Genomic DNA, 18869 nt, shown 5'->3' with positions numbered 1-18869 from the left:
GTGGAACGGGAGGAACCGGTCGTAGCGTTGATGTTCTTGACGGGGACTCTCTGGGTTCTGGTAATCGGCAACGATGGAGAAGCGTGTGATGACGGACAGTAGGCGGCGCCGGGGTCTGAGGGCCGCGTCCGCACTGCTCGGCGGTGTTCTGGTGCTCTCTGCGTGTTCCGGCGGCGACAGTGACGCCTCCGACGGCGGAGGCAGCTCCTCGCAGGCCAAGGCCGACGAGGCGGCGGCCAAGAAGTCCTCCGAGGCCCAGATCAAGATCACGCCCGCGGACGGTTCGGACAACGCCTCCATCAACAACTCGGCGGCCGTCACGGTGAGCAAGGGCACGCTCACGGCGGTGACGATGACCACCTCCGACGGCACGGCCGTCGAGGGCGCGCTCTCCGCCGACAAGACCAGCTGGAAGCCGAACGCGCAGCTCGAGCGCTCCACCACCTACAAGGTGGCGGCCGAGGCGAAGGACTCGGGCGGCCTCGTGGCGCACGAGAACGCCTCCTTCACCACGGTCTCCCCCGACAACAGCTTCATAGGCAACTTCACGCCGGACGACGGCTCGACCGTCGGCGTGGGCATGCCCGTGTCGATCAACTTCAACAAGGAGATCACCAACAAGGCGGCCGTCCAGAAGGGCGTCACGGTCACCTCCACCAGCGGTCAGGAGGTCGTCTGCCACTGGTTCTCCACCCAGCGCATGGACTGCCGTCCCGAGGACTACTGGAAGGAGAACTCCACCGTCACGCTGAAGCTCGCGCTCGACGGGGTGGAGGGCGCCGACGGTGTCATCGGGGTCCAGCAGAAGACGGTCACCTTCAAGGTCGGCCGCAACCAGGTCTCGTACGTCGACGCGAAGACCAAGCAGATGAAGATCACGCACAACGGCGCGGTCATCAAGACCATCCCGATCTCGGCCGGCTCGCCCGACAACAAGACGTACGAGGGCCAGATGGTGATGTCGGAGATGTTCAAGGAGACGCGCATGAACGGCGCGACCGTGGGCTTCACCGATGACGACGGCAAGGGCGAGTACGACATCAAGGACGTCCCGCACGCCATCCGCCTCACCAACTCCGGCACCTTCGTGCACGGCAACTACTGGGGCGCGAAGTCCGTCTTCGGCTCGGTGAACACCAGCCACGGCTGCGTGGGTCTGTCCGACACCAAGGGCGCCAACGACACGGGCACGGCGGGCTACTGGTTCTTCACCCACTCCATCGTGGGCGACGTCGTGGTGGTCCAGAACACCGGCGACAAGACCGTGTCCCCGGACAACGGCCTCAACGGCTGGAACATGGACTGGGCGCAGTGGAAGGCGGGTTCGGCCGTCTGAGGTAGTTCCTGACGGTCGGTTCGACAGTCGACCCACAGCTTTCCGGTGCCGCCCCCAGGGGCGGCACCGGTGTTTCCGGGGTTGATCACAGCCTTCTCATCGTTCTCTTATTTCGGCCTTATCCCTTCATCACGCGCGGTACCTACCGTGCGGCCATGTTCTTCACCTACCTGAGGCGCGAACTGCGCCGCCGTAGAAAAGCGGCCCTCGTCGTCGCCTCCGGGCTCGCGCTGGGCATCGCGCTGGTCATCGTGGTCACCTCCGTGTCCTCCGGGATGGGGAAGGCCCAGGACAAGGTCCTCCAGTCCCTGTACGGACTGGGTACGGACATGACGGTCACCAAGGCCGCCTCGCCCACCGCGAGCGCCTCGGACCGGCCGCGCTTCCAGTTCGACGCACAGGACGACGACTCCGACGCGGAGCAGAGCACCGACCGCGTCATGGTGCAGGGTTTCCAGACCCTGTCGACCGCGACCGTCACCAAGGTCGGCAAGCAGGGCGGTGTCTCCGACGCGGTCGGCGGACTGAGCCTGCAGGTCCTCAAGGTCGACGGCCAGTTCACCCGCGGCCAGTTCCAGCAGAACGACAACGCGGGCGGCGGGGGCGGCCAGCAGGGCGGCGGCGCCGGCGGCAACGGCGGCGGCACCGGCCAGCCGCAGGGTGAGGTGCAGGGCGGCGGAGCCAACTTCGACGTCAACAGCTACTCCGTCTACGGCACCGACGTCACCGAGCCCGCGCTCGGCCCGCTGACCTCCTCGACGATCACCAGCGGCCGTACCTTCAAGACCACGGAGAACAACGGCAAGGTCGCCGTCCTCGACTCGGCGTACGCCAAGGAGAAGTCGCTCAAGGTCGGTTCCACGCTGACCATCAGCAAGGTCAAGTTCTCGGTGATCGGCATCGCCACGGCCGACAGCGGTGACGCCGCGGCCAACGTCTACCTTCCGCTGACCCAGGCCCAGACCCTCAGCGACTCGAAGGACAAGGTCACCACGATCTACGTCAAGGCGACCGACTCCCAGAAGATCGACAGCGTCAAGTCGACGATCCAGAAGAACGTCTCCGGCACTACGGTGACGACCTCCGCCGACCTCGCGGACACCGTCTCCGGCTCCCTCTCCACGGCCTCCTCGCTCGCCACCAACGTCGGCAAGTGGCTGTCCATCGCGGTCCTGATCGCCGCCTTCCTGGTCGCCGGTCTGCTCACCTCCTCGGCGGTCTCCCGCCGCGTCCGTGAGTTCGGCACGCTGAAGGCGCTGGGCTGGAAGTCCGGCCGGGTCACCCGGCAGGTCGTCGGCGAGGCCATGGTCAACGGTCTGCTGGGCGGTGCCCTCGGCATCGGGCTGGGCCTGGCCGGCGCGTACGCCGTGACCGCGATCAGCCCCACGCTCCAGGCCCAGTTGGGCGGCGGCAGTGGCGGCGGCGGGGGCCAGGGTGGTCCCGGCGGTGGTGGCGGCGGCTTCGGCGGTGGCGGTCGCCAGGCGGCGGCCAAGACCCTCGACGTGGCGCTGACGGCGCCGGTGAGCGTCACGACGGTGGCCGTCGCGGTGGGTCTCGCCGTGGCCGGCGGTCTGATCGCCGGGGCGTTCGGCGGCTGGCGCGCCTCGCGGCTGCGCCCGGCCGACGCGCTGCGCCGCGTCGAGTAGCCGAACCGCCCCCACCCCCATACGCACACCAGGAGTTGTTGTCCCCATGTACGAACTCAGAGGCGTCACCAAGCGCTACACCCGGGGCAAGGAGACGGTCCACGCCCTCGCCGGGGTCGACCTGACCATCCCGGACGGCGACCGGCTCGTCATCCAGGGCCCCACCGGCGGCGGCAAGTCCACGCTGCTGCAGATGATCGGCGCGCTCGACCGGCCGTCCGAGGGCGAGATCGTCCTCGACGGCGTCGACCTGGCCAAGCTCTCCGAGGCCAGGCTGACGAAGGTGCGCAGCGAGAACATCGGCTTCGTCTTCCAGTCCTTCAACCTCATCCCGACGCTCAACGCGCAGGAGAACGTCGAGACCGCGCTCGTCCCGCTCGGCGTGAAGGTCAAGGAGCGGCGCGAGCGGGCCGCCGAGGCGCTGCGGTCCGTGGGCCTGGGCGAGCGCCTCGGGCACCTGCCGTCCGAGATGTCCGGCGGCCAGCAGCAGCGCGTCGCGATCGCCCGCGCGCTGGTGAAGCAGCCGAAGGTGCTGCTCGCCGACGAGCCCACCGGCAACCTCGACGAGAGCATGCGCGACGAGATCATGGACGTGCTGCACACCATGTGGAAGGAGCACGGGCTGACCTTCATCATGGTCACCCACGACTCCTCGATCGCGAAGAAGGCCCCGCGCGTCGCCACGATCCGCAAGGGAAAGATCACGGTGAAGGAGAACGCGGCGTCGGCCTGACGCGGGCGCGGCGCGCCGAATCGCTGAGCGCTGAGCGAACGCCCGCCGGAAGACGAGCCTCCGGCGGGCCGTTCGTGCTTGCGTGGCCCCATGACGGCACCCGAGACAGCCACGCCCCGCACCACGGTCGAGTACATCCGGTACCGGATCCCCGAGGAGCGGTCCGCGGAGTTCCTGGCCGCGTACACCCGAGCCGCGCGTGAGCTCGCGTCCTCCCCGCACTGCGTCGACTACGAACTCGCCCGCTGCGAAGAGGACTTCGGGCACTTCATCCTGCGGATCACCTGGTCCTCGACCGAGGACCACCTCGAGGGCTTCCGCACCTCGGACCTGTTCCCCGTCTTCCTCGCGGAGATCCGCCCGTACATCGGGCACATCGACGAGATGCGGCACTACAAGGCCACCTCGGTGCGCGGGACGGGCTCCGCCGTGCCCACGCTGTACGCGTGGGCGGGCGGGGCGGAGGCCTTCGCCCGGCTCACCGAGGTCTTCTACGCCAAGGTGCTCCAGGACGACCTGCTCGCGCCGGTGTTCGCGGGCCTCGCCCCCGAGCACGCCGAGCACGTCGCCCTCTGGCTCGCGGAGGTCTTCGGCGGGCCGGCGAGCTACTCGGCGACGCAGGGCGGCCACAGCCACATGGTGGCCAAGCACTTCGGCCGGGACATCACCGAGCCCCAGCGCCGGCGCTGGGTCGAGCTCATCCAGGACGCCGCCGACGAGGCGGGTCTGCCGACCGACGCCGAGTTCCGTTCGGCGTTCCTCGCCTACGTGGAGTGGGGCACGCGGCTCGCCGTCCACTTCTCCGGCCCGGACGCCAAGCCGCCGGCCGAGCAGCCGGTGCCGCAGTGGGGATGGGGCGCGGCTCCGCCGTACCAGGGCTGACGGTCCCGAAGGGGGAGGGGGCAGGGGCGGATCTCAGGCGGACGGAGTCTGGGAGCCGGCCCCCGCCCGTGTCGCGTCCGCGCCCCAGCTCGCCAGCAGCCGCAGCGCCTCCGCCGAGGCCGACCCCGGATCCGCGTGGTACGTCACCATCGTCTGTTCGCCGTCGCCCATCAGCCTGAACCCCTCGAAGTTCAGGGAGAGTTCGCCGACCAGCGGATGCCTCAGCAGCTTCACGCCGTGGCTCTTCTCCTTGACGTCGTGGGTCGCCCACAGCCGCCGGAAGTCCTCGCTCTTCACCGACAGCTGGCCCACCAGCGCGGAGAGCCGCGGGTCGTCCGGGTAGCAGCCCGCGTCCATGCGCAGGGCGCAGACGATGTCGATCGCCTTCTGCTCCCAGTCCACGAAGAGGTCCCGGTAGTCCGGGCGCAGGAAGACCAGCCGGGCCCAGTTGCGCTCCGCCACCGCCAGCTCCGCCCAGTCGCCGAAGACCGCCGCCGCCATCCGGTTCCAGCCCAGGATCTCGGTGCGCCGCCCGATGAGGTACGCCGGCACGGAGTCCATCGTGTCCAGCAGCTGCCGCAGCGGGCCCCGCACCTGCTGGGGCGGCGCGGTCTGCTTCTTCTTGTGCTTCGGCTTTGCCAGGTGGGTGAGATGCGCGTGCTCGGCGTCGGAGAGCCGCAGCGCCCTGGCGATGGAGTCCAGCACCTCCGCCGACACGTTCCGCCCGTTGCCCTGCTCCAGGCGCGTGTAGTAGGCCACCGACACGCCGGCCAGCTGTGCCAGCTCCTCGCGCCGCAGCCCCGGCACCCTGCGGTGCCGCCCGAAGTCCGGCAGTCCCACGTCCTCCGGCTTCAGCCTGGCCCGCCGGGTGCGCAGGAACTCGCTGAGCTCGGCACGCCGGTCCAGGGAGGCGCCGGGGCGTTCGGGGCGTTCGTCCATGCCGTCCAGTATTCCCGGTCGTACGCACACCAGCCTGACCCCGCCAGTGGTAGGCACAGCAGACGTACGCAGAGGCGTGACCTGGGTGATTCTTGTGAGATGGGGCAGGCTTGACGTCGTACCCGGCCCGAAGGCAGGCCGGAAACACGACCCCCCCAAGGAGATCCCAGGCATGACCACCGTTGCCGCGTACGCCGCACCGTCCGCCAAGGCTCCGCTGGAGCGCACGACGATCGAACGCCGCCCGGTGCGCGAGTTCGACGTACTGATCGACATCGAGTTCGCCGGAATCTGTCACTCGGACATCCACCAGGCCCGGGAGGGCTGGGGCGAGGCGATCTTCCCGATGGTGCCCGGTCACGAGATCGCGGGCGTCGTCTCCGAGGTCGGCCCCGGTGTCACCAGGTTCGCCGTCGGCGACCGCGTGGGCGTCGGCTGTCTCGTCGACTCCTGCCGTGAGTGCGACAACTGCGAGGCCGGCCTGGAGCAGTACTGCACCGGCGGCAGTGTCGGCACGTACAACGCCGTCGGCAAGGACGGTGAGCCCACCTACGGCGGCTACGCGCAGAAGATCGTCGTCGACGAGAACTACGTCGTCCGCATCCCCGAGGGCCTCTCGCTCGACGTCGCCGCGCCGCTGCTCTGCGCCGGCATCACCACGTACTCCCCGCTGAAGCACTGGAACGCCGGCCCCGGCAAGAAGGTCGCGATCCTCGGCATGGGCGGCCTCGGCCACATGGGCGTCAAGATAGCGCACGCCCTCGGCGCCGAGGTGACCGTCCTGTCCCAGTCGCTGCGCAAGAAGGACGACGGTCTGAAGCTGGGCGCCGACCACTACTACGCCACCAGCGACCAGAAGACCTTCGAGGAGCTGCGCGGCACCTTCGACCTCATCCTCTCGACGGTCTCGGCCCCGCTGAACCTGGACACGTACCTGTCCCTGCTGAAGACCGACGGCGCCTTCGTGAACGTGGGCGCGCCCGAGGAGCCCGTCGCGCTCAACCTGTTCTCGGTGATCGGCGGCCGCAAGACCCTCGCCGGCTCCGGCATCGGCGGCATCCAGGAGACCCAGGAGATGCTGGACTTCTGCGCCGAGCACGGCTTGGGCGCCGAGATCGAGCTGATCAGCGCCGACCAGATCAACGAGGCGTACGAGCGGGTGCTCGCCAGCGACGTCCGCTACCGGTTCGTGATCGACACGTCGACGATCTGACGCACCTCGTGACGGTTCACCTCGCGGACCTCGTGACGGACCTCGCGGCCTCGTGGCGGTCCGTGCGGCTTCCCGACCGTGCGTGGGGGCCCCGGCGCCTCGCCGGGGGCCCTTCCTCGTCGCCCGACGGGGGCCGGGCGACGGGCGCCTCAGGCGTCCCTTCGGCCCCTCCCCAGCAGCCACAGGAGATACGGGCCGCCCACCAGCGCGGTCAGCGCGCCGACCGGGATCTCCAGCGGCGGCAGCAGTGTGCGGGCGGCCAGGTCCGCGCCGACCAGGATCACCGCGCCGGTCAATGCGGCAACCATTAGGGGAAGTTGGGGCGTCCGCGTGAGGCGGCGGGCCAGTTGGGGCGCGGTGAGGGCGACGAAGCCGATCGGTCCCGCCGCGCCCGTCGCGGTGGCCGCGAGCACGACTCCGAGGACGGTCAGACCGAGCCGCGCCCGGCCCACCCGTACGCCGAGCGCGGCCGCGGTGTCCGTGCCGAGGCCGAGCGGACGGGCGGCCCGGCTCGCCCACACCAGCGCGGGCAGCGCGAGCAGGAGCACGGCGGCCAGCGGCCCCGCCTGCTCCCGGCCGCGGCCGTTCAGGCTGCCGGTGAGCCACAGCTTCACCTGCTCGGCGGCCTCCAGTTCGCTGTCGGTGAGGTACAGCTGGACGACCGCGGACAGCGCGACGCCGATGCCGACGCCGGTGAGCACGAAGCGGTTCGGCTGCATCCCGCGGCGCCAGGCGAGCAGGTAGACGAGGGCCGCGGCCGCGAGACCGCCCGCGACGGACACCGCGGGCATCGCGCCGGGCGAGGCGACCGCTCCGGTGGCGAGGGCGAGGACGGTCGCGGCTGCGGCGCCGTGGCCCACCCCGATCACGTCCGGACTGGCCAGCGGGTTGCGGGTGACCGTCTGCACGAGCGCCCCGGACAGCCCGAGGGCGGCGCCGACGAGGGCGCCGAGGGCGATACGCGGGACCCGGAGCTCGCCCACGACCAGATCGTAGGGACCGGCGTCACCGCGCAGGGTGCGCCACACCTCGGCCGGCGGGACGTAGGTCTGGCCGAGGCAGGCGGAGGCGAGCATGACGGCCGCGAGGAGCAGCACGAGGGCCGCGGCGACGCAGGCCGAGCGGCGGTGCAGGAGGAGGGAGATCCGGGGGTGGGGGCGCAGAACCGCGGAACCTGCCGGACGCGCGGGCGGTGCCCCGGTCTTCGCGGCCGCCGACCCGAGGTGTCTGTCCGTCGCCTCGGGGGTCATGTCGCCGCCCCCTTCCGTCGCACCAGCACCACCAGCACCGGCACCCCCACCAACGCCGTCATCACCCCGGCCGGCACCTCCGCGGGAGCCCGGACCACGCGTCCCGCCACATCCGCGAGCAGCAGCAACGCCGCGCCCAGCAGCGCGGACAGCGGCAGCACGAGCCGATGCGCGGCAGCGCGCGCGATCCGGCGGGCGAGATGCGGAACGGCCAGACCCACGAAGGCGACCGGCCCCGCCGCGGCCACCGCGGAAGCGGTCAGCAGGGTCGCCCCCAGCGCCGCGCACACCCGTACCGTGTGCACCCGATGCCCCAGCGCCCGAGCCGTCTCGTCGCCGAGGGCCAGCGCGTCGAGGCCCCGCGCGCACGCGAGCACGAGCGCCGCGCCCACCGCCAGGAACGGCAGCATCCGTACGACGGTGTCGGCGTCGCGTCCGCTCAACGCGCCCACCTGCCAGAACCGGAACTGGTCGAGGGTCGCCGAACTCGACGTCAGGACGACGGTCGTGGCGCCGGCGGTCATGGCGGACAGGGCGGTACCGGCCAGCGCCAGCTTCACCGGGGAGGCCCCGCCCCGGCCGCGGGCGGCGATGGCGTACACCAGGCACGCGGCGGCGACGGCGCCGGCGAAGGCGTACCGGACGTACCCGGAGAAGCCGTCGGCGAGGCCGAGCGAGACGGCGAGGACGACCCCGGCCGAGGCGCCCTGGCTGAGGCCGAGGATGCCGGGGTCGGCGAGCGGATTGCGGGTGACCGCCTGGAGGGCCGCCCCGGCGAGACCGAGCGCGGCCCCCGCCGACAGCCCGATCTCCGTACGCGGCAGCCGCAGCGACCGTACGACGAGGGCGTCCGGTGAACTCCCGCCGTGCAGCAGGGCGTCGAGTACGGCGGACGGCGGCACCGCGCGGGTGCCGACGGCGAGGCTGAGCACGGCCGCGGCGGCTACCAGAAGGGCGGCCGCCGGCCAGGCGAGGTGTTTCACGAGAGGGTTACCTGCCGAGGTGGTCGGCGAGCTCGGTGACCACCAGGCGGGCGGCGGTCGGACCGGCGTTGAGGTACCACGGATCGTCGTCGACCTGCACGGCGTGCCCGGCCCTGACGGCGCCCATCCCCTTCCACAGCGGCCCGGCCACCGTGCTCGCGGCATCCGTACTGCTCGCGTCCCCCTGGACCGAGTAGAAGATCCAGTCACCGTCCGCGGTGTCGATCTTCTCGGCGCTGATGTCCTCCGAGATGGCGTTGAACCGCTGCGACTTGGGCCGGGAGAGCCCCATGTCGACGGCGATGGACCCGGTGAAGGAGGACACGCCGAACATGCGGGTGCGGTCCGGGGTGAAACGCACCATGGAGACGGTCGGGTCGCCCGTGACGGCGTCCCCCTCGGTCCGCGCGTCGCCGACGATCCCGTCGAGCAGCTTCCGCGCGGCCCGCCCCTTGCCGATCGCCTCGCCGACGAGCAGCAGATCACGCTTCCAGTTGATGCCCTGTCCGGCCGTGACCACGGTCGGCGCGATCTTGGACAGCTTGGGGTAGAGGTCGCCCAGCGAGTCGTTGACCAGGATCAGGTCGGGCTTCGCGGCCGCGAGGGACTCCAGGTTGGGTGCCTGACGGGTGCCCGCGTCGGTCATCGCCGCGAGCTTCGCGCTGTACTGCGGGAAGGCGTCCGTCAGGTAGTCCGGGACCAGGCCGGCGTTGTCGGCACGGGTGGAGACGGTGGGGACGACACCGAGGCTGAGCAGGTCGTCGAGCTGCCCCGTGCTGAGCACGGCGATCTTCTTCGGCCGCGCCTCGACGGTGGTGGTGCCCTGGAAGTGTTCGACCGTGCGCGGGAACGCTCCGTCGGTGTCGGTGTCGGCGCCCATGCCGTCGGCGAGGGTGCTGGGGGCGGCGGCGGGACCCGCCGACGCCCCGGCGACGAGGTTGCGCTCGCCTTCGGTCTTGGAGGACTTGGCATCGTTGTCAGCGGCGGCCGAGCATCCGACGAGCAGCCCTCCGACGACGGACACGACGGACACGAGGGACGCGAGGGACGCGCCCGGGGCGGACTTGCACTTCGACGTACGCACAGCACTGCTCCGATCACCACTACTAAGGCGAGGCTTACCTTAGCTGGTCCCGAGTGGGATGGCGTTCGGCGTTCAGGACACGGACACGGACACGGACACGGACACGGGGAACGACTCGCCGTCGCCGTAGGACCGTACGAGGACTCCGCCGCCCGGAGCGGGACGCACGGAATGGGCCCGCCCGCGCCCGGCCACCCACGCTCGGCCTTCGCCGCCCTCGCCCTTGACCTCGACCAGCGTGTTCTCGTCGATGGCCACCCCGTGCGCGAGCCGTCCGCCCGCGACGACGGCGGTCAACCGCCCCAACGTCCCCCACTGCGCGGCATGGTTCTCCACCCCGAACGGCACGAGCCCCAGCCCGGTCCGGACCTCGATCTCCTCGAGATCCTCGGCGGTGTCCGGCGGACATACGGCGACACCGTCCACCAGCCACCCCCCGACCACCGCGTCCCGCGCCGCGAGCGCGGCCCCCGCGGAGAACCCGGCGTAGGGAAGTCCGCGCTCGGCGAGCAACGAGGCCAGCGGTCCGGAGGCCTCGGCCAGCGCCTCCTGGTACGCGGGCGTCAGCCCACCGCAGACGAACACCCCGGCCACGTCCTCGGTGACCGCGCCGACCTCGAACCGCTCCCCGATCGGCACCAGCGACGGTACGGGCGTACAGTCCCCGGCCCTGCGCAACGCGACGTCGTACCGGGCGAACTGCTCGGCTCCGTCGCCCTCGTCGACGATCACACAGAGGATGCGGGGCGCCGACCCGGAGCCGGCTCCCGCCGCCCCCGCCGCCCCCGACACGGCGCGGGCGGCGCGCAGAAACGGCCCGTGGACGACGTCGGCGACCGTCTCCTCCCACCCGCCACCGATCAGGAACACCCGGCCACCACCGCTCTTCGTGCCGCTGCTCACGCGCACTTCCCCCCTGGGTTCATGGACGACTCGGGCCAGTAACTCACGAACGGCGGCCGGTCGGTTCGGCCGGTCGGCCGGTTCGCGCTTCAGCCGTCGGCCTGGAGCCCCTTGAGACCGTCGTAGGCGGCCATCACGATGTCCAGTCCCCGGGTGTCCTTCGCCGGTTCGCGCATCTGATTGGTCACGTAGGCCACCACCATGCGGGCCTCGGGCTCGATCATGACCGTCGAGCCGCCCCAACCGCCCCACCCGTAGGTGCCGCCGAACCGCCCGTAGCCCAGACCCCAGCTGATCGGCATCCCCAGCCTGAGGTCCTCGCCGCTGAACTGCTCCTCCCAGGCCCGGTCACAGCCCGTCTGCGACAGCAGCCGCACCCCGCGCACCGAACCCCCGCAGGCCATCGCCGACTGGACGAGGGCGACCGAGCGGGCGTTGCCGAAGCCGCTCGCCGCCGGGATCTGCGCCCGGCGCCAGGCCACGCTGTTGCCGTCGCGGAGCCGGATCGCGGTCGGGGTGACCGGAGTCGAGGGGGACGCAGGGGCCGCGGTCGAGGGGGTCGGGGCCGCGGGGGCCGGGTTCGTCGCGGGCCGGTCCGCGACGCTGTGGGCCGCGCCCGCGGTGTAGTCCTCGTCCCGGGACGGCGGTGGGACCGTGAGCGCCACCCGGTGATCGTGTTCGGCCGGCAGCCCCATCCGGAAGTCCGCGCCCAGCGGTCCGGCGATCTCGTCGGCGAAGAACTCACCTGGGCTCCGGCCGGTGATCCGGCGCACGACCTCGCCCACGAGGAACCCCTGGGTGAGCGAGTGGTACCCGGCCGCGCTGCCCGGCTCCCACTGCGGCGCCTGCGCCGCCAGCCGGGCCGTCGCGGCCGGCCAGTCGTAGATTTCCGACACCGGGCCGTCCCAGTCGGGCAGGCCGGCGGTGTGCGAGAGCACGTGCCGGACCAGCACCGACTCCTTGCCCGCCACGGCGAACTCCGGCCAGTACCGGGCGACGGGCGCGTCCGGATCGAGCTCGCCCCGGTCGGCCAGAACCAGCGCGCACAGCGCCGTCATCGTCTTCGTGACGGACCAGACGTTGACGATCGTGTCCCGCTGCCAGGGGACCCCGCGCGCCGCGTCGGCGAATCCGCCCCAGACGTCCACCACCGGCTCGCCGTCCACGAAGACGGCCACCGAGCCGCCGACGTCCCCGCTGTCCAGCAGCCCGGCCAGCGCCGTGGGCACGGCGGTGAACAGATCGTCGTACGAGCCCTGAATGTCAGCCATGCCCGCCATTGAGCCCCCACCGGACTACCGGAGGCAACCGAATTCCAGCGCCGGCAACCGAATTCCAGCGCCGGCAACCGCATTCCAGCGCCGAACCGGTCACCCGCAAGGCGCTACGGTCCGGAACCGCCCGCCGGGGCCCGCGTCTGAGTCGGCGGGGAGTCCTGCGCGCCCATGTCCAGACGGAACGGCGGGTACGTATCGGTCATCAGCGCCGCATAGGCGGCCACCCGCGCGACCCAACGGGCCAGCCCGAGCAGGAAGTCGAAAAGGTGCACCGGGTAACGGCCGGTGAACGCCAGGATGATCACGGCGACGAAGGAGAGGAAGTAGACGAGCCCGCCGCCGTGCCAACGGTCCGCCCCTCCCCAGCCCCAGCCCCAGTCGCCGACGAACATCCCCACGACGATGTACTGCGGGATGGCCAGCAGCCACCACTTCACCAGCACCAGGCCGCGCGACAGACGCTCGGGATGGACGACGTCGAAGTGCGCCGGGTAGTCGGCCACCTCGGCGAGGGTGAACGGGGGGTACCGGTCGGTGCCGAGCGCGGCGTGGGCGTAGTAGGCGACACGCCAGTTCCAGCGCATCACGCCGACGTTGAAGTCGAAGAGCGACCGGGGGTATCGGCCCGTGAACAGGATCGCGAAGAACGCGACGAAGGTCACGAAGGAGAACGCGATCCACAGGAAGAACAGCACGATGTAGTGCGGGATGGCGAGGAACCACTTCACCAGCCACATCCATCTGGACAACCGAGGATCGAGAAACGCCTCGATCCGCACAGGAGACTCGGCGACCGGAATCATGGGGACCAGCTCCGTTCCTTGATCACGATCCCAGGCTCGCACACGGCAGGAGGGGCCGCGACCGGGGCTTTCCCGCTCGCCCGATCCCGCCCGGTCCCGAGTCCCGTGCGCAGGCGTAGGTGGGCGCAGGCGCAGGCGCAGGCGGGCGCAGGCATCGGCGCACGGATGCCTGCCTGCGACACAGCCGCAGGTCGGCCCGCGACACAGCCGCAGATCCGGCGCTTGCGCAGAGAGGGAGCTTCAGGACGGGACGGCGGCGCCGGCGTCCGACCCGTCGGTCCCCGGAGAGGACCGTTCTCGGAGCTGCTCGCGCACGTAGTTCCAGACCACCGCGATCAGCGCGGCGATCGGTACCGCGAGCAGACTGCCCACGATGCCGGCCAGACTGCCGCCCAACGTCACCGCCAGCAGGACCACCGCCGCGTGGAGGCCGAGCCCACGACTTTGGATCATGGGCTGGAACACGTTGCCCTCGAGCTGCTGCACCACGACGATGATGGCCAGCACGATCAGGGCGTCCGTCAGGCCGTTGGAGACCAGCGCGATAAGGACCGCGACGAGACCGGCGAACAGGGCCCCGATGATCGGCACGAACGCGGTGACGAAGGTCAGCACCGCCAGCGGGAGCACGAGCGGGACTCCCAGCACCCACAGGCCCAGGCCGATCAGTACGGCGTCGAGCAGGCCGACAACCGCCTGGGAACGCACGAACGCTCCCAGGGTGTCCCAGCCACGCTCGGCCACGACCGGGACGTCGGTGGCGAGCCGACCGGGCAGCTGACGCGCGAGCCACGGCAGGAACCGCGGGCCGTCCTTGAGGAAGAAGAACATCAGGAAGAGGGCCAGGACGGCAGTGACCAGGCCGTTCACGACCGTGCTCACGCCCGTGACGACAGTGCCGACCATGCTGCCGAGGCCGTCCTGCGCGCGGGAGACCGCGGTGTCGAAGGCCTTGTTGATCTGCGCGTCACCGATGTTCAACGGCGGCCCGGCGGCCCACTCGCGCAACTTCTGGACGCCTTCGACCACGCCGTCGGTCAGCTCGCCGGACTGGGATGCCACCGGTACCGCGATCAGCGCCACGACGCCCAGGGCGATCAAGAGGAACAGCACCGTCACGACCGATGCGGCGAGGGCGGGTTTCCACCCGCGACGACGCAGGAAACGGGTCGGTGGCCAGGTCAGTGTGGTCAGAAGCAGGCCGACCACGAGCGGCCAGACGACCGACCACATCCGGCCCAGGATCCACAAAGTCACCGCGAGCATCAGGAATATGAGCAGCAGCTCCGCGGAGGCACGCGCCGAAGTGCGGAGCGCGGCGCGGGCTTTAGTGGAACTCAACGTGGCAGTCACGGATGCACCCTATGGGTACTCAAGTCATACCGGCATCGCTGCTCACAGGGTGTACACCCCCGATCACGTGAGACCCCGGGTGAGGGAAGAGCCCCTGGCCGCCGGCCCGGGGGAGAGGGAGAGCGAGGGCTGCGCGCAATCGGCGGGCTTCGCCTCCCCCGCCGCGCGGAGAGCAACGCCCGGCTCAACTCACAGGGGCGTACCCAGGCCGAGTTGAGCAGGTGCGCCCATGTCCGGCAGGGCCCGGCGCGGCGAGCATCGGTGCAGTGGCGCGGTCGAGGCGCGCCGGCCCGATCCAGCGAAGTCAGTTACGGAGAATCCCATGTCCCCTCGCCCCGCGCACCGGATCCGAGTCGGCCGGCAGCGTACGCAGGGTCGCCGTGGCTCCCGGCGACAGCGCCTCAGCCATCCGCCCTGACCACGCCGATCGGGCAGGAGACCCCCGTCCCGCCCACCCCGCAGTAGCCGCCCGGGTTTTTGGCCAGGTACTGCTGGTGGTGGGTCTCCGCTGCGTAGAAGGGGTGGTCCGGGGCCGGGAGGATTCCTGTGGTGATCGAGGCGTGGCCCGAGGCGGTGAGGGCCTGTTGGTAGGACGTGCGGGAGGACCCGGCTGTTCTTGCCTGGGCCGGGGAGTGGGTGTAGATCGCGGAGCGGTACTGGGTGCCGACGTCGTTGCCCTGGCGGAAGCCCTGGGTGGGGTCGTGCGACTCCCAGAACGTCTTCAGCAGGCGTTCGTAGGAGATCACCGCCGGGTCGAAGACCACGCGGACGACCTCCGTGTGGGCGGTCAGGCCCGAGCAGACCTCCTCGTAGGTGGGGTGCTCGGTGTGGCCGCCCTGGTAGCCGACCACGGTCGTCCACACACCGGCCGGGAGTTGCCAGAACGTGCGCTCCGCGCCCCAGAAGCAGCCCAGACCGAAGTCGGCGACCTCGAGACCCTCGGGGTAGGGGCCGAGGAGCGGGTTGCCGAGGACGACGTGGCGGTCGAGGACGGAGTAGAACGGCGCCGGACGGCCTTGCAGAGCCTGTTCGGGCGTCGGGAGTCGCGGCGTGCGGCTGTGCGGGAACATGCGGTCTCCAGGAGGGGGCGCTGAGGGTCCGTGCGGGGCAACGTGCACACCGCCCCGCGGATTCCGGCCGCCCGCCGCAGCTCCTCGCCGTGGGTTCCTGGAGGGCCGGCCCGGTCACCGCGGAAGGGCCCGGTCACCGCGGAAGGGCCCGGGGGCGGTCAGTGCGGCAGTGTCGCCGGGCTGCCGCCGTTCGCCTCGTAGCCCGCCACCGCCAGCGCCCGGTAGACCGCGAACTCACCGGCCGGGTCGGGGGAGAGGGTCCACGGGAGGGCGCCCACATGGCCGTCCACGTGTATGAGCTGGTTCATCGCCTCGGACCAGCGCTCGGCGCGCACCAGGAAGAAGATCAGCAGGTGGCGGACGTGCGCCAGCATCGGGTCGTCGGGACGGGCCGCGTGCACCGCGAACAGCGCGCCGTGCATCGCCCTCGTCACGACCTCGCTCTCGTAGAAGCCGCTGACCAGGTTCACCTCGGGGAGGTGCTCGAAGACCGCGAACAGAGGCATGGCCGCGAGGAGGGAACCCTGGGGGGCTCGTGCGGCCGCCGCCTCCGCGAACGAGTTCGCCAGTTCGCGCGAGCCGTGCCACTTCTCGCACCAGTAGTGCAGGGCCGCCAGATGCGCCCCCATATGCGCCGGGGCGCGGTCCAGGATCTTCAGCCAGAGCTGTTCGAACTCCTTCTGCGCGTACTGAAGACCGCGGGCCACCGACAACTCGACGATGTACGGGATCGGGTCACCGGGGGAGAGCAACGCCGCCTGACCGCAGGCGTCCTTCGCCTCCTCCATGATGATCCGGAAGTCGTCCGTGCCCCGTGTCGACGTCCGCCACGCCTGCTGCACCAGGAACTCGGCGTGCACCGCAGCGCCGCCCGCGTCCTTCGGCGCCTCCGTGCGCCACACCCGCAGCCACTGCCCGCCGGGCGTCTCGCTGACCCCGCCCGGCCGCTGCTGGAGCTCCAGTGCCGCCGCGCCCGCGAAGGCCTGCACGCGCTGCCAGCGCAGCTCGCCCCCCGTCTCCGTGCCGGCCAGCAGCTGCTGCGCGGCCCGGTAGTCCTGTGTGTGCTGCACCACGTCCAGGACGTCCAGCAGGTCCTGGTCGGGGCCGGGCATGCGGATGTCCAGTTCCTCCGTGCGCACGAACCCGTAGGTCTCGGGGTCCGCGGCGTCCGGGTGGCCCGCCGGGACCTGCTCGATCATGCCGCGCCTGCGCCGCAGGAACGGCAGCAGCACGAAGCTGACCATGAGCAGTGCCATCAGGACGAACAGAATCTCCATGCCTCAAGCGAACCAGACCGCGCCGACAATTGGCCAACCCGCTCCCGCGCCTGTGGAAAAACGTCCGTGGAGGCCGTCCGCGGGCCGCCCCGCCCGTGCCCGCGCACTGCCGTCGTCCCGCAGCAGGCCCGCGAGCGGACTACGCTCGGTGCCCATGAGCGACAGGCACATCAGTCAGCATTTCGAGACCCTCGCGATCCACGCGGGCAACACCGCCGATCCCCTCACCGGCGCGGTGGTCCCGCCGATCTACCAGGTCTCGACCTACAAGCAGGACGGCGTCGGCGGGCTGCGCGGCGGCTACGAGTACAGCCGCAGCGCCAACCCGACCAGGACCGCCCTGGAGGAGAACCTCGCCGCCCTCGAAGGCGGCCGCCGGGGTCTCGCGTTCGCTTCCGGACTGGCGGCCGAGGACTGCCTGTTGCGTACGCTGCTCAGTCCCGGGGACCACGTGGTGATCCCGAACGACGCCTACGGCGGCACGTTCCGGCTCTTCGCGAAGGTCGTCGCCCGCTGGGGTGTGGAGTGGTCGGTCGCCGACACCGGTGACGCCGCCGCCGTGCGGGCCGCGATCACCCCGAAGACCAAGGCCGTGTGGGTGGAGACGCCGTCCAACCCGCTCCTCGGCATCACCGACATCGCCGCGGTCGCCCAGATCGCCCGTGAGGCGGGCGCCCGTCTCGTCGTCGACAACACCTTCGCCACGCCGTACCTTCAGCAGCCGCTGTCGCTCGGCGCTGACGTCGTGGTGCACTCCCTGACCAAGTACATGGGCGGTCACTCGGACGTCGTCGGCGGCGCGCTGATCACCGGCGACGCGGAGCTGGGCGAGGAGCTGGCCTACCACCAGAACGCGATGGGCGCGGTCGCCGGGCCCTTCGACTCCTGGCTGGTGCTGCGCGGCGCCAAGACGCTGTCGGTGCGCATGGACCGGCACAGCGAGAACGCCACCAAGGTCGCCGACATGCTGACCCGGCACGCGCGCGTGACGAACGTGCTGTACCCGGGGCTGCCGGACCACCCCGGTCACGAGATCGCGGCCAAGCAGATGCGGGCGTTCGGCGGCATGGTCTCCTTCCAGGTCGCCGGGGGCGAGGAGGCCGCCGTCGAGGTGTGCAACCGGGCCAAGGTGTTCACCCTCGGCGAGTCGCTGGGCGGCGTCGAGTCCCTCATCGAGCACCCGGGGCGCATGACGCACGCGTCCGTGGTCGGCTCGGCGCTGGAGGTCCCCGGCGACCTCGTCCGGCTCTCCGTCGGCATCGAGAACATCGACGACCTCCTCGCCGACCTTCAGCAGGCTCTCGGCTAGAAGGCCTTCGGCCGCGCTTCGGGGTCACCAGCCGGTCAGCGGTGGGGTCGTCTGCGACGGCGGCTCCACCCACGGCTGGGCCACCACCGCCCAGACCGTGAACGCCACCGCGGCCGCGAACAGCAGCAGCCACAGCAGCCGCCGGGCGACCGCCCGGCGGCGCAGTATCCTGCCGCCCCGGCGTACGACGTCCGCGTGGAGTTCCGTCGGCACGCGCGGTGCCGTCCGCTCCATGATCCGGCGTACGGCGGCCTCCCGCTCGGGCCGGTTCACGACGCCGCCGCCCTCGCCCGGCGCACCGCGGGCGCCGGGCCCCGCGGCGGATGCAGGAGCGTCGCCGTCGCCCGGTCGCAGACGGCACGGATCCGTTCCGCCGGCAGGCCGAGCAGAGCCGCCACCTGTTCGTCGGCGACGCCCTCGTAGAGCCTGAGGACCAGGACGAGGCGCTCCTGCGGGGTGAGCCGTGCCAGCGGGCCGACCGCGGGTAGCGGCCGCCCGAGGGGCAGAGCGGCGTACCGGTGCCAGGCGCCGTGGGCGAAGCGGGTGGCCAGGTACTCGCGGGCCCGGTCGTAGGGGTCCTCGCCGTGCAGCCGGTCCCAGCACGCGTACGTGTGTGCGAGGGCGAGTGTCAGCAGACGCCGTGCGCGCGGGTTGTCGGCCGGGGCCTCCGCCGTGAGCAGTGTGGCGGCGTGCAGCAACCGCCCGCCCGCTCCGGCGACGAACGCCTCGAACTCCCGGGCCCGGCGGGCTTCCTGGGCCGCACGCCTCTCCCGCACACCGAGCCTCCCGCCTGACGGCGTCCCCCTGGAGG

18 protein-coding genes are annotated in these 18869 nt (G+C 71.5%); 6 read left to right on the top strand and 12 right to left on the bottom strand.

Annotated features, from left to right (window positions below):
- The first annotated feature begins 73 nt into the window (after window positions 1-73).
- The 4 genes from ACFWBD_RS12430 to ACFWBD_RS12415 all read left to right on the top strand — a co-directional run bounded on the left by ACFWBD_RS12430 (window position 74) and on the right by ACFWBD_RS12415 (window position 4597).
- Window positions 74-1336, top strand: coding sequence for an Ig-like domain-containing protein (locus tag ACFWBD_RS12430; protein ID WP_385666145.1), 1263 nt, complete (start codon window positions 74-76; stop codon window positions 1334-1336).
- A 155-nt stretch (window positions 1337-1491) separates the two neighbouring features.
- The gene (locus tag ACFWBD_RS12425) at window positions 1492-2982 is read left to right on the top strand and encodes an ABC transporter permease (protein ID WP_385666143.1); all 1491 of its coding nucleotides are present in this window, start codon (window positions 1492-1494) and stop codon (window positions 2980-2982) included.
- A gap of 46 nt (window positions 2983-3028) precedes the next feature.
- The gene (locus tag ACFWBD_RS12420) at window positions 3029-3715 is read left to right on the top strand and encodes an ABC transporter ATP-binding protein (protein ID WP_351758305.1); all 687 of its coding nucleotides are present in this window, start codon (window positions 3029-3031) and stop codon (window positions 3713-3715) included.
- A gap of 90 nt (window positions 3716-3805) precedes the next feature.
- Window positions 3806-4597 (top strand): group II truncated hemoglobin, encoded by a 792-nt coding sequence (locus tag ACFWBD_RS12415; protein ID WP_385666141.1) that lies wholly within the window; start codon window positions 3806-3808, stop codon window positions 4595-4597.
- A gap of 33 nt (window positions 4598-4630) precedes the next feature.
- Here ACFWBD_RS12415 and ACFWBD_RS12410 read toward each other — a convergent pair whose 3' ends face one another.
- Window positions 4631-5536, bottom strand: a complete 906-nt coding sequence (locus ACFWBD_RS12410) for a helix-turn-helix domain-containing protein (protein WP_385666139.1) — start codon at window positions 5534-5536, stop codon at window positions 4631-4633.
- A 172-nt stretch (window positions 5537-5708) separates the two neighbouring features.
- Here ACFWBD_RS12410 and ACFWBD_RS12405 point away from each other — a divergent pair, with 172 nt between their 5' ends.
- Entirely contained in the window at window positions 5709-6749 is a 1041-nt protein-coding gene (locus ACFWBD_RS12405) for an NAD(P)-dependent alcohol dehydrogenase (RefSeq protein ID WP_385666137.1), read from the top strand.
- Between the two features lie 149 nt (window positions 6750-6898).
- Here the strand turns inward: ACFWBD_RS12405 and ACFWBD_RS12400 are convergent, their stop codons facing one another.
- From ACFWBD_RS12400 to ACFWBD_RS12360, 9 genes are all read right to left on the bottom strand, one after another.
- Window positions 6899-7999 (bottom strand): FecCD family ABC transporter permease, encoded by a 1101-nt coding sequence (locus ACFWBD_RS12400; protein WP_385666135.1) that lies wholly within the window; start codon window positions 7997-7999, stop codon window positions 6899-6901.
- On the bottom strand, window positions 7996-8982 hold the full coding sequence (locus ACFWBD_RS12395; RefSeq protein WP_385666133.1) for a FecCD family ABC transporter permease: 987 nt from the start codon (window positions 8980-8982) through the stop codon (window positions 7996-7998). The genes ACFWBD_RS12400 and ACFWBD_RS12395 overlap by 4 nt, the downstream gene beginning before the upstream one ends.
- 7 nt (window positions 8983-8989) lie before the next feature.
- Window positions 8990-10066 (bottom strand): ABC transporter substrate-binding protein, encoded by a 1077-nt coding sequence (locus ACFWBD_RS12390; protein ID WP_385666131.1) that lies wholly within the window; start codon window positions 10064-10066, stop codon window positions 8990-8992.
- A gap of 72 nt (window positions 10067-10138) precedes the next feature.
- A complete protein-coding gene (locus ACFWBD_RS12385; RefSeq protein WP_385666129.1) occupies window positions 10139-10969 on the bottom strand; it encodes a hypothetical protein in 831 nt (276 codons plus the stop codon).
- 89 nt (window positions 10970-11058) lie between these two features.
- Window positions 11059-12240, bottom strand: coding sequence for a serine hydrolase domain-containing protein (locus ACFWBD_RS12380; protein ID WP_385666127.1), 1182 nt, complete (start codon window positions 12238-12240; stop codon window positions 11059-11061).
- Between the two features lie 113 nt (window positions 12241-12353).
- Window positions 12354-13049 carry a DUF4389 domain-containing protein gene (locus tag ACFWBD_RS12375; protein ID WP_385666125.1) on the bottom strand — a complete coding sequence of 232 codons (696 nt, stop codon included), beginning with the start codon at window positions 13047-13049 and terminating at the stop codon, window positions 12354-12356.
- Between the two features lie 240 nt (window positions 13050-13289).
- Window positions 13290-14390 (bottom strand): AI-2E family transporter, encoded by a 1101-nt coding sequence (locus ACFWBD_RS12370; RefSeq protein ID WP_385666275.1) that lies wholly within the window; start codon window positions 14388-14390, stop codon window positions 13290-13292.
- A 413-nt stretch (window positions 14391-14803) separates the two neighbouring features.
- The gene (msrA, locus tag ACFWBD_RS12365; protein WP_385666123.1) at window positions 14804-15472 is read right to left on the bottom strand and encodes a peptide-methionine (S)-S-oxide reductase MsrA; all 669 of its coding nucleotides are present in this window, start codon (window positions 15470-15472) and stop codon (window positions 14804-14806) included.
- Window positions 15473-15630: 158 nt separating this feature from the next.
- Window positions 15631-16749: a hypothetical protein gene (locus ACFWBD_RS12360; protein ID WP_385666121.1), complete on the bottom strand. Its 1119-nt coding sequence runs from the start codon at window positions 16747-16749 to the stop codon at window positions 15631-15633.
- A 154-nt stretch (window positions 16750-16903) separates the two neighbouring features.
- Here ACFWBD_RS12360 and ACFWBD_RS12355 point away from each other — a divergent pair, with 154 nt between their 5' ends.
- Entirely contained in the window at window positions 16904-18058 is a 1155-nt protein-coding gene (locus tag ACFWBD_RS12355; protein ID WP_385666119.1) for a cystathionine gamma-synthase, read from the top strand.
- A gap of 24 nt (window positions 18059-18082) precedes the next feature.
- On the opposite strand, the gene ACFWBD_RS12350 is transcribed toward ACFWBD_RS12355, so the two are convergent.
- Window positions 18083-18331, bottom strand: a complete 249-nt coding sequence (locus tag ACFWBD_RS12350; RefSeq protein WP_385666117.1) for a hypothetical protein — start codon at window positions 18329-18331, stop codon at window positions 18083-18085.
- Window positions 18328-18834, bottom strand: coding sequence for a sigma factor-like helix-turn-helix DNA-binding protein (locus ACFWBD_RS12345; protein ID WP_385666115.1), 507 nt, complete (start codon window positions 18832-18834; stop codon window positions 18328-18330). The genes ACFWBD_RS12350 and ACFWBD_RS12345 overlap by 4 nt, the downstream gene beginning before the upstream one ends.
- Window positions 18835-18869 lie beyond the last annotated feature (35 nt).

Source organism: Streptomyces sp. NPDC060002, from assembly GCF_042737245.1.
Taxonomy (GTDB): Bacteria; Actinomycetota; Actinomycetes; order Streptomycetales; family Streptomycetaceae; genus Streptomyces.
This window is presented reverse-complemented; position numbering and strand designations above follow the sequence as displayed.

Bases quoted from the DNA above. Each gene is read 5' to 3' on its own strand.
- ACFWBD_RS12420 (WP_351758305.1), top strand. From the start codon at position 3,029: ATGTACGAACTCAGAGGCGTCACCAAGCGCTACACCCGGGGCAAGGAG.
- ACFWBD_RS12405 (WP_385666137.1), top strand. From the start codon at position 5,709: ATGACCACCGTTGCCGCGTACGCCGCACCGTCCGCCAAGGCTCCGCTG.
- ACFWBD_RS12415 (WP_385666141.1), top strand. From the start codon at position 3,806: ATGACGGCACCCGAGACAGCCACGCCCCGCACCACGGTCGAGTACATC.
- ACFWBD_RS12380 (WP_385666127.1), bottom strand. From the start codon at position 12,240: ATGGCTGACATTCAGGGCTCGTACGACGATCTGTTCACCGCCGTGCCC.
- ACFWBD_RS12430 (WP_385666145.1), top strand. From the start codon at position 74: ATGGAGAAGCGTGTGATGACGGACAGTAGGCGGCGCCGGGGTCTGAGG.
- ACFWBD_RS12360 (WP_385666121.1), bottom strand. From the start codon at position 16,749: ATGGAGATTCTGTTCGTCCTGATGGCACTGCTCATGGTCAGCTTCGTG.
- ACFWBD_RS12410 (WP_385666139.1), bottom strand. From the start codon at position 5,536: ATGGACGAACGCCCCGAACGCCCCGGCGCCTCCCTGGACCGGCGTGCC.
- ACFWBD_RS12400 (WP_385666135.1), bottom strand. From the start codon at position 7,999: ATGACCCCCGAGGCGACGGACAGACACCTCGGGTCGGCGGCCGCGAAG.
- ACFWBD_RS12375 (WP_385666125.1), bottom strand. From the start codon at position 13,049: ATGATTCCGGTCGCCGAGTCTCCTGTGCGGATCGAGGCGTTTCTCGAT.
- msrA (WP_385666123.1), bottom strand. From the start codon at position 15,472: ATGTTCCCGCACAGCCGCACGCCGCGACTCCCGACGCCCGAACAGGCT.
- ACFWBD_RS12355 (WP_385666119.1), top strand. From the start codon at position 16,904: ATGAGCGACAGGCACATCAGTCAGCATTTCGAGACCCTCGCGATCCAC.
- ACFWBD_RS12425 (WP_385666143.1), top strand. From the start codon at position 1,492: ATGTTCTTCACCTACCTGAGGCGCGAACTGCGCCGCCGTAGAAAAGCG.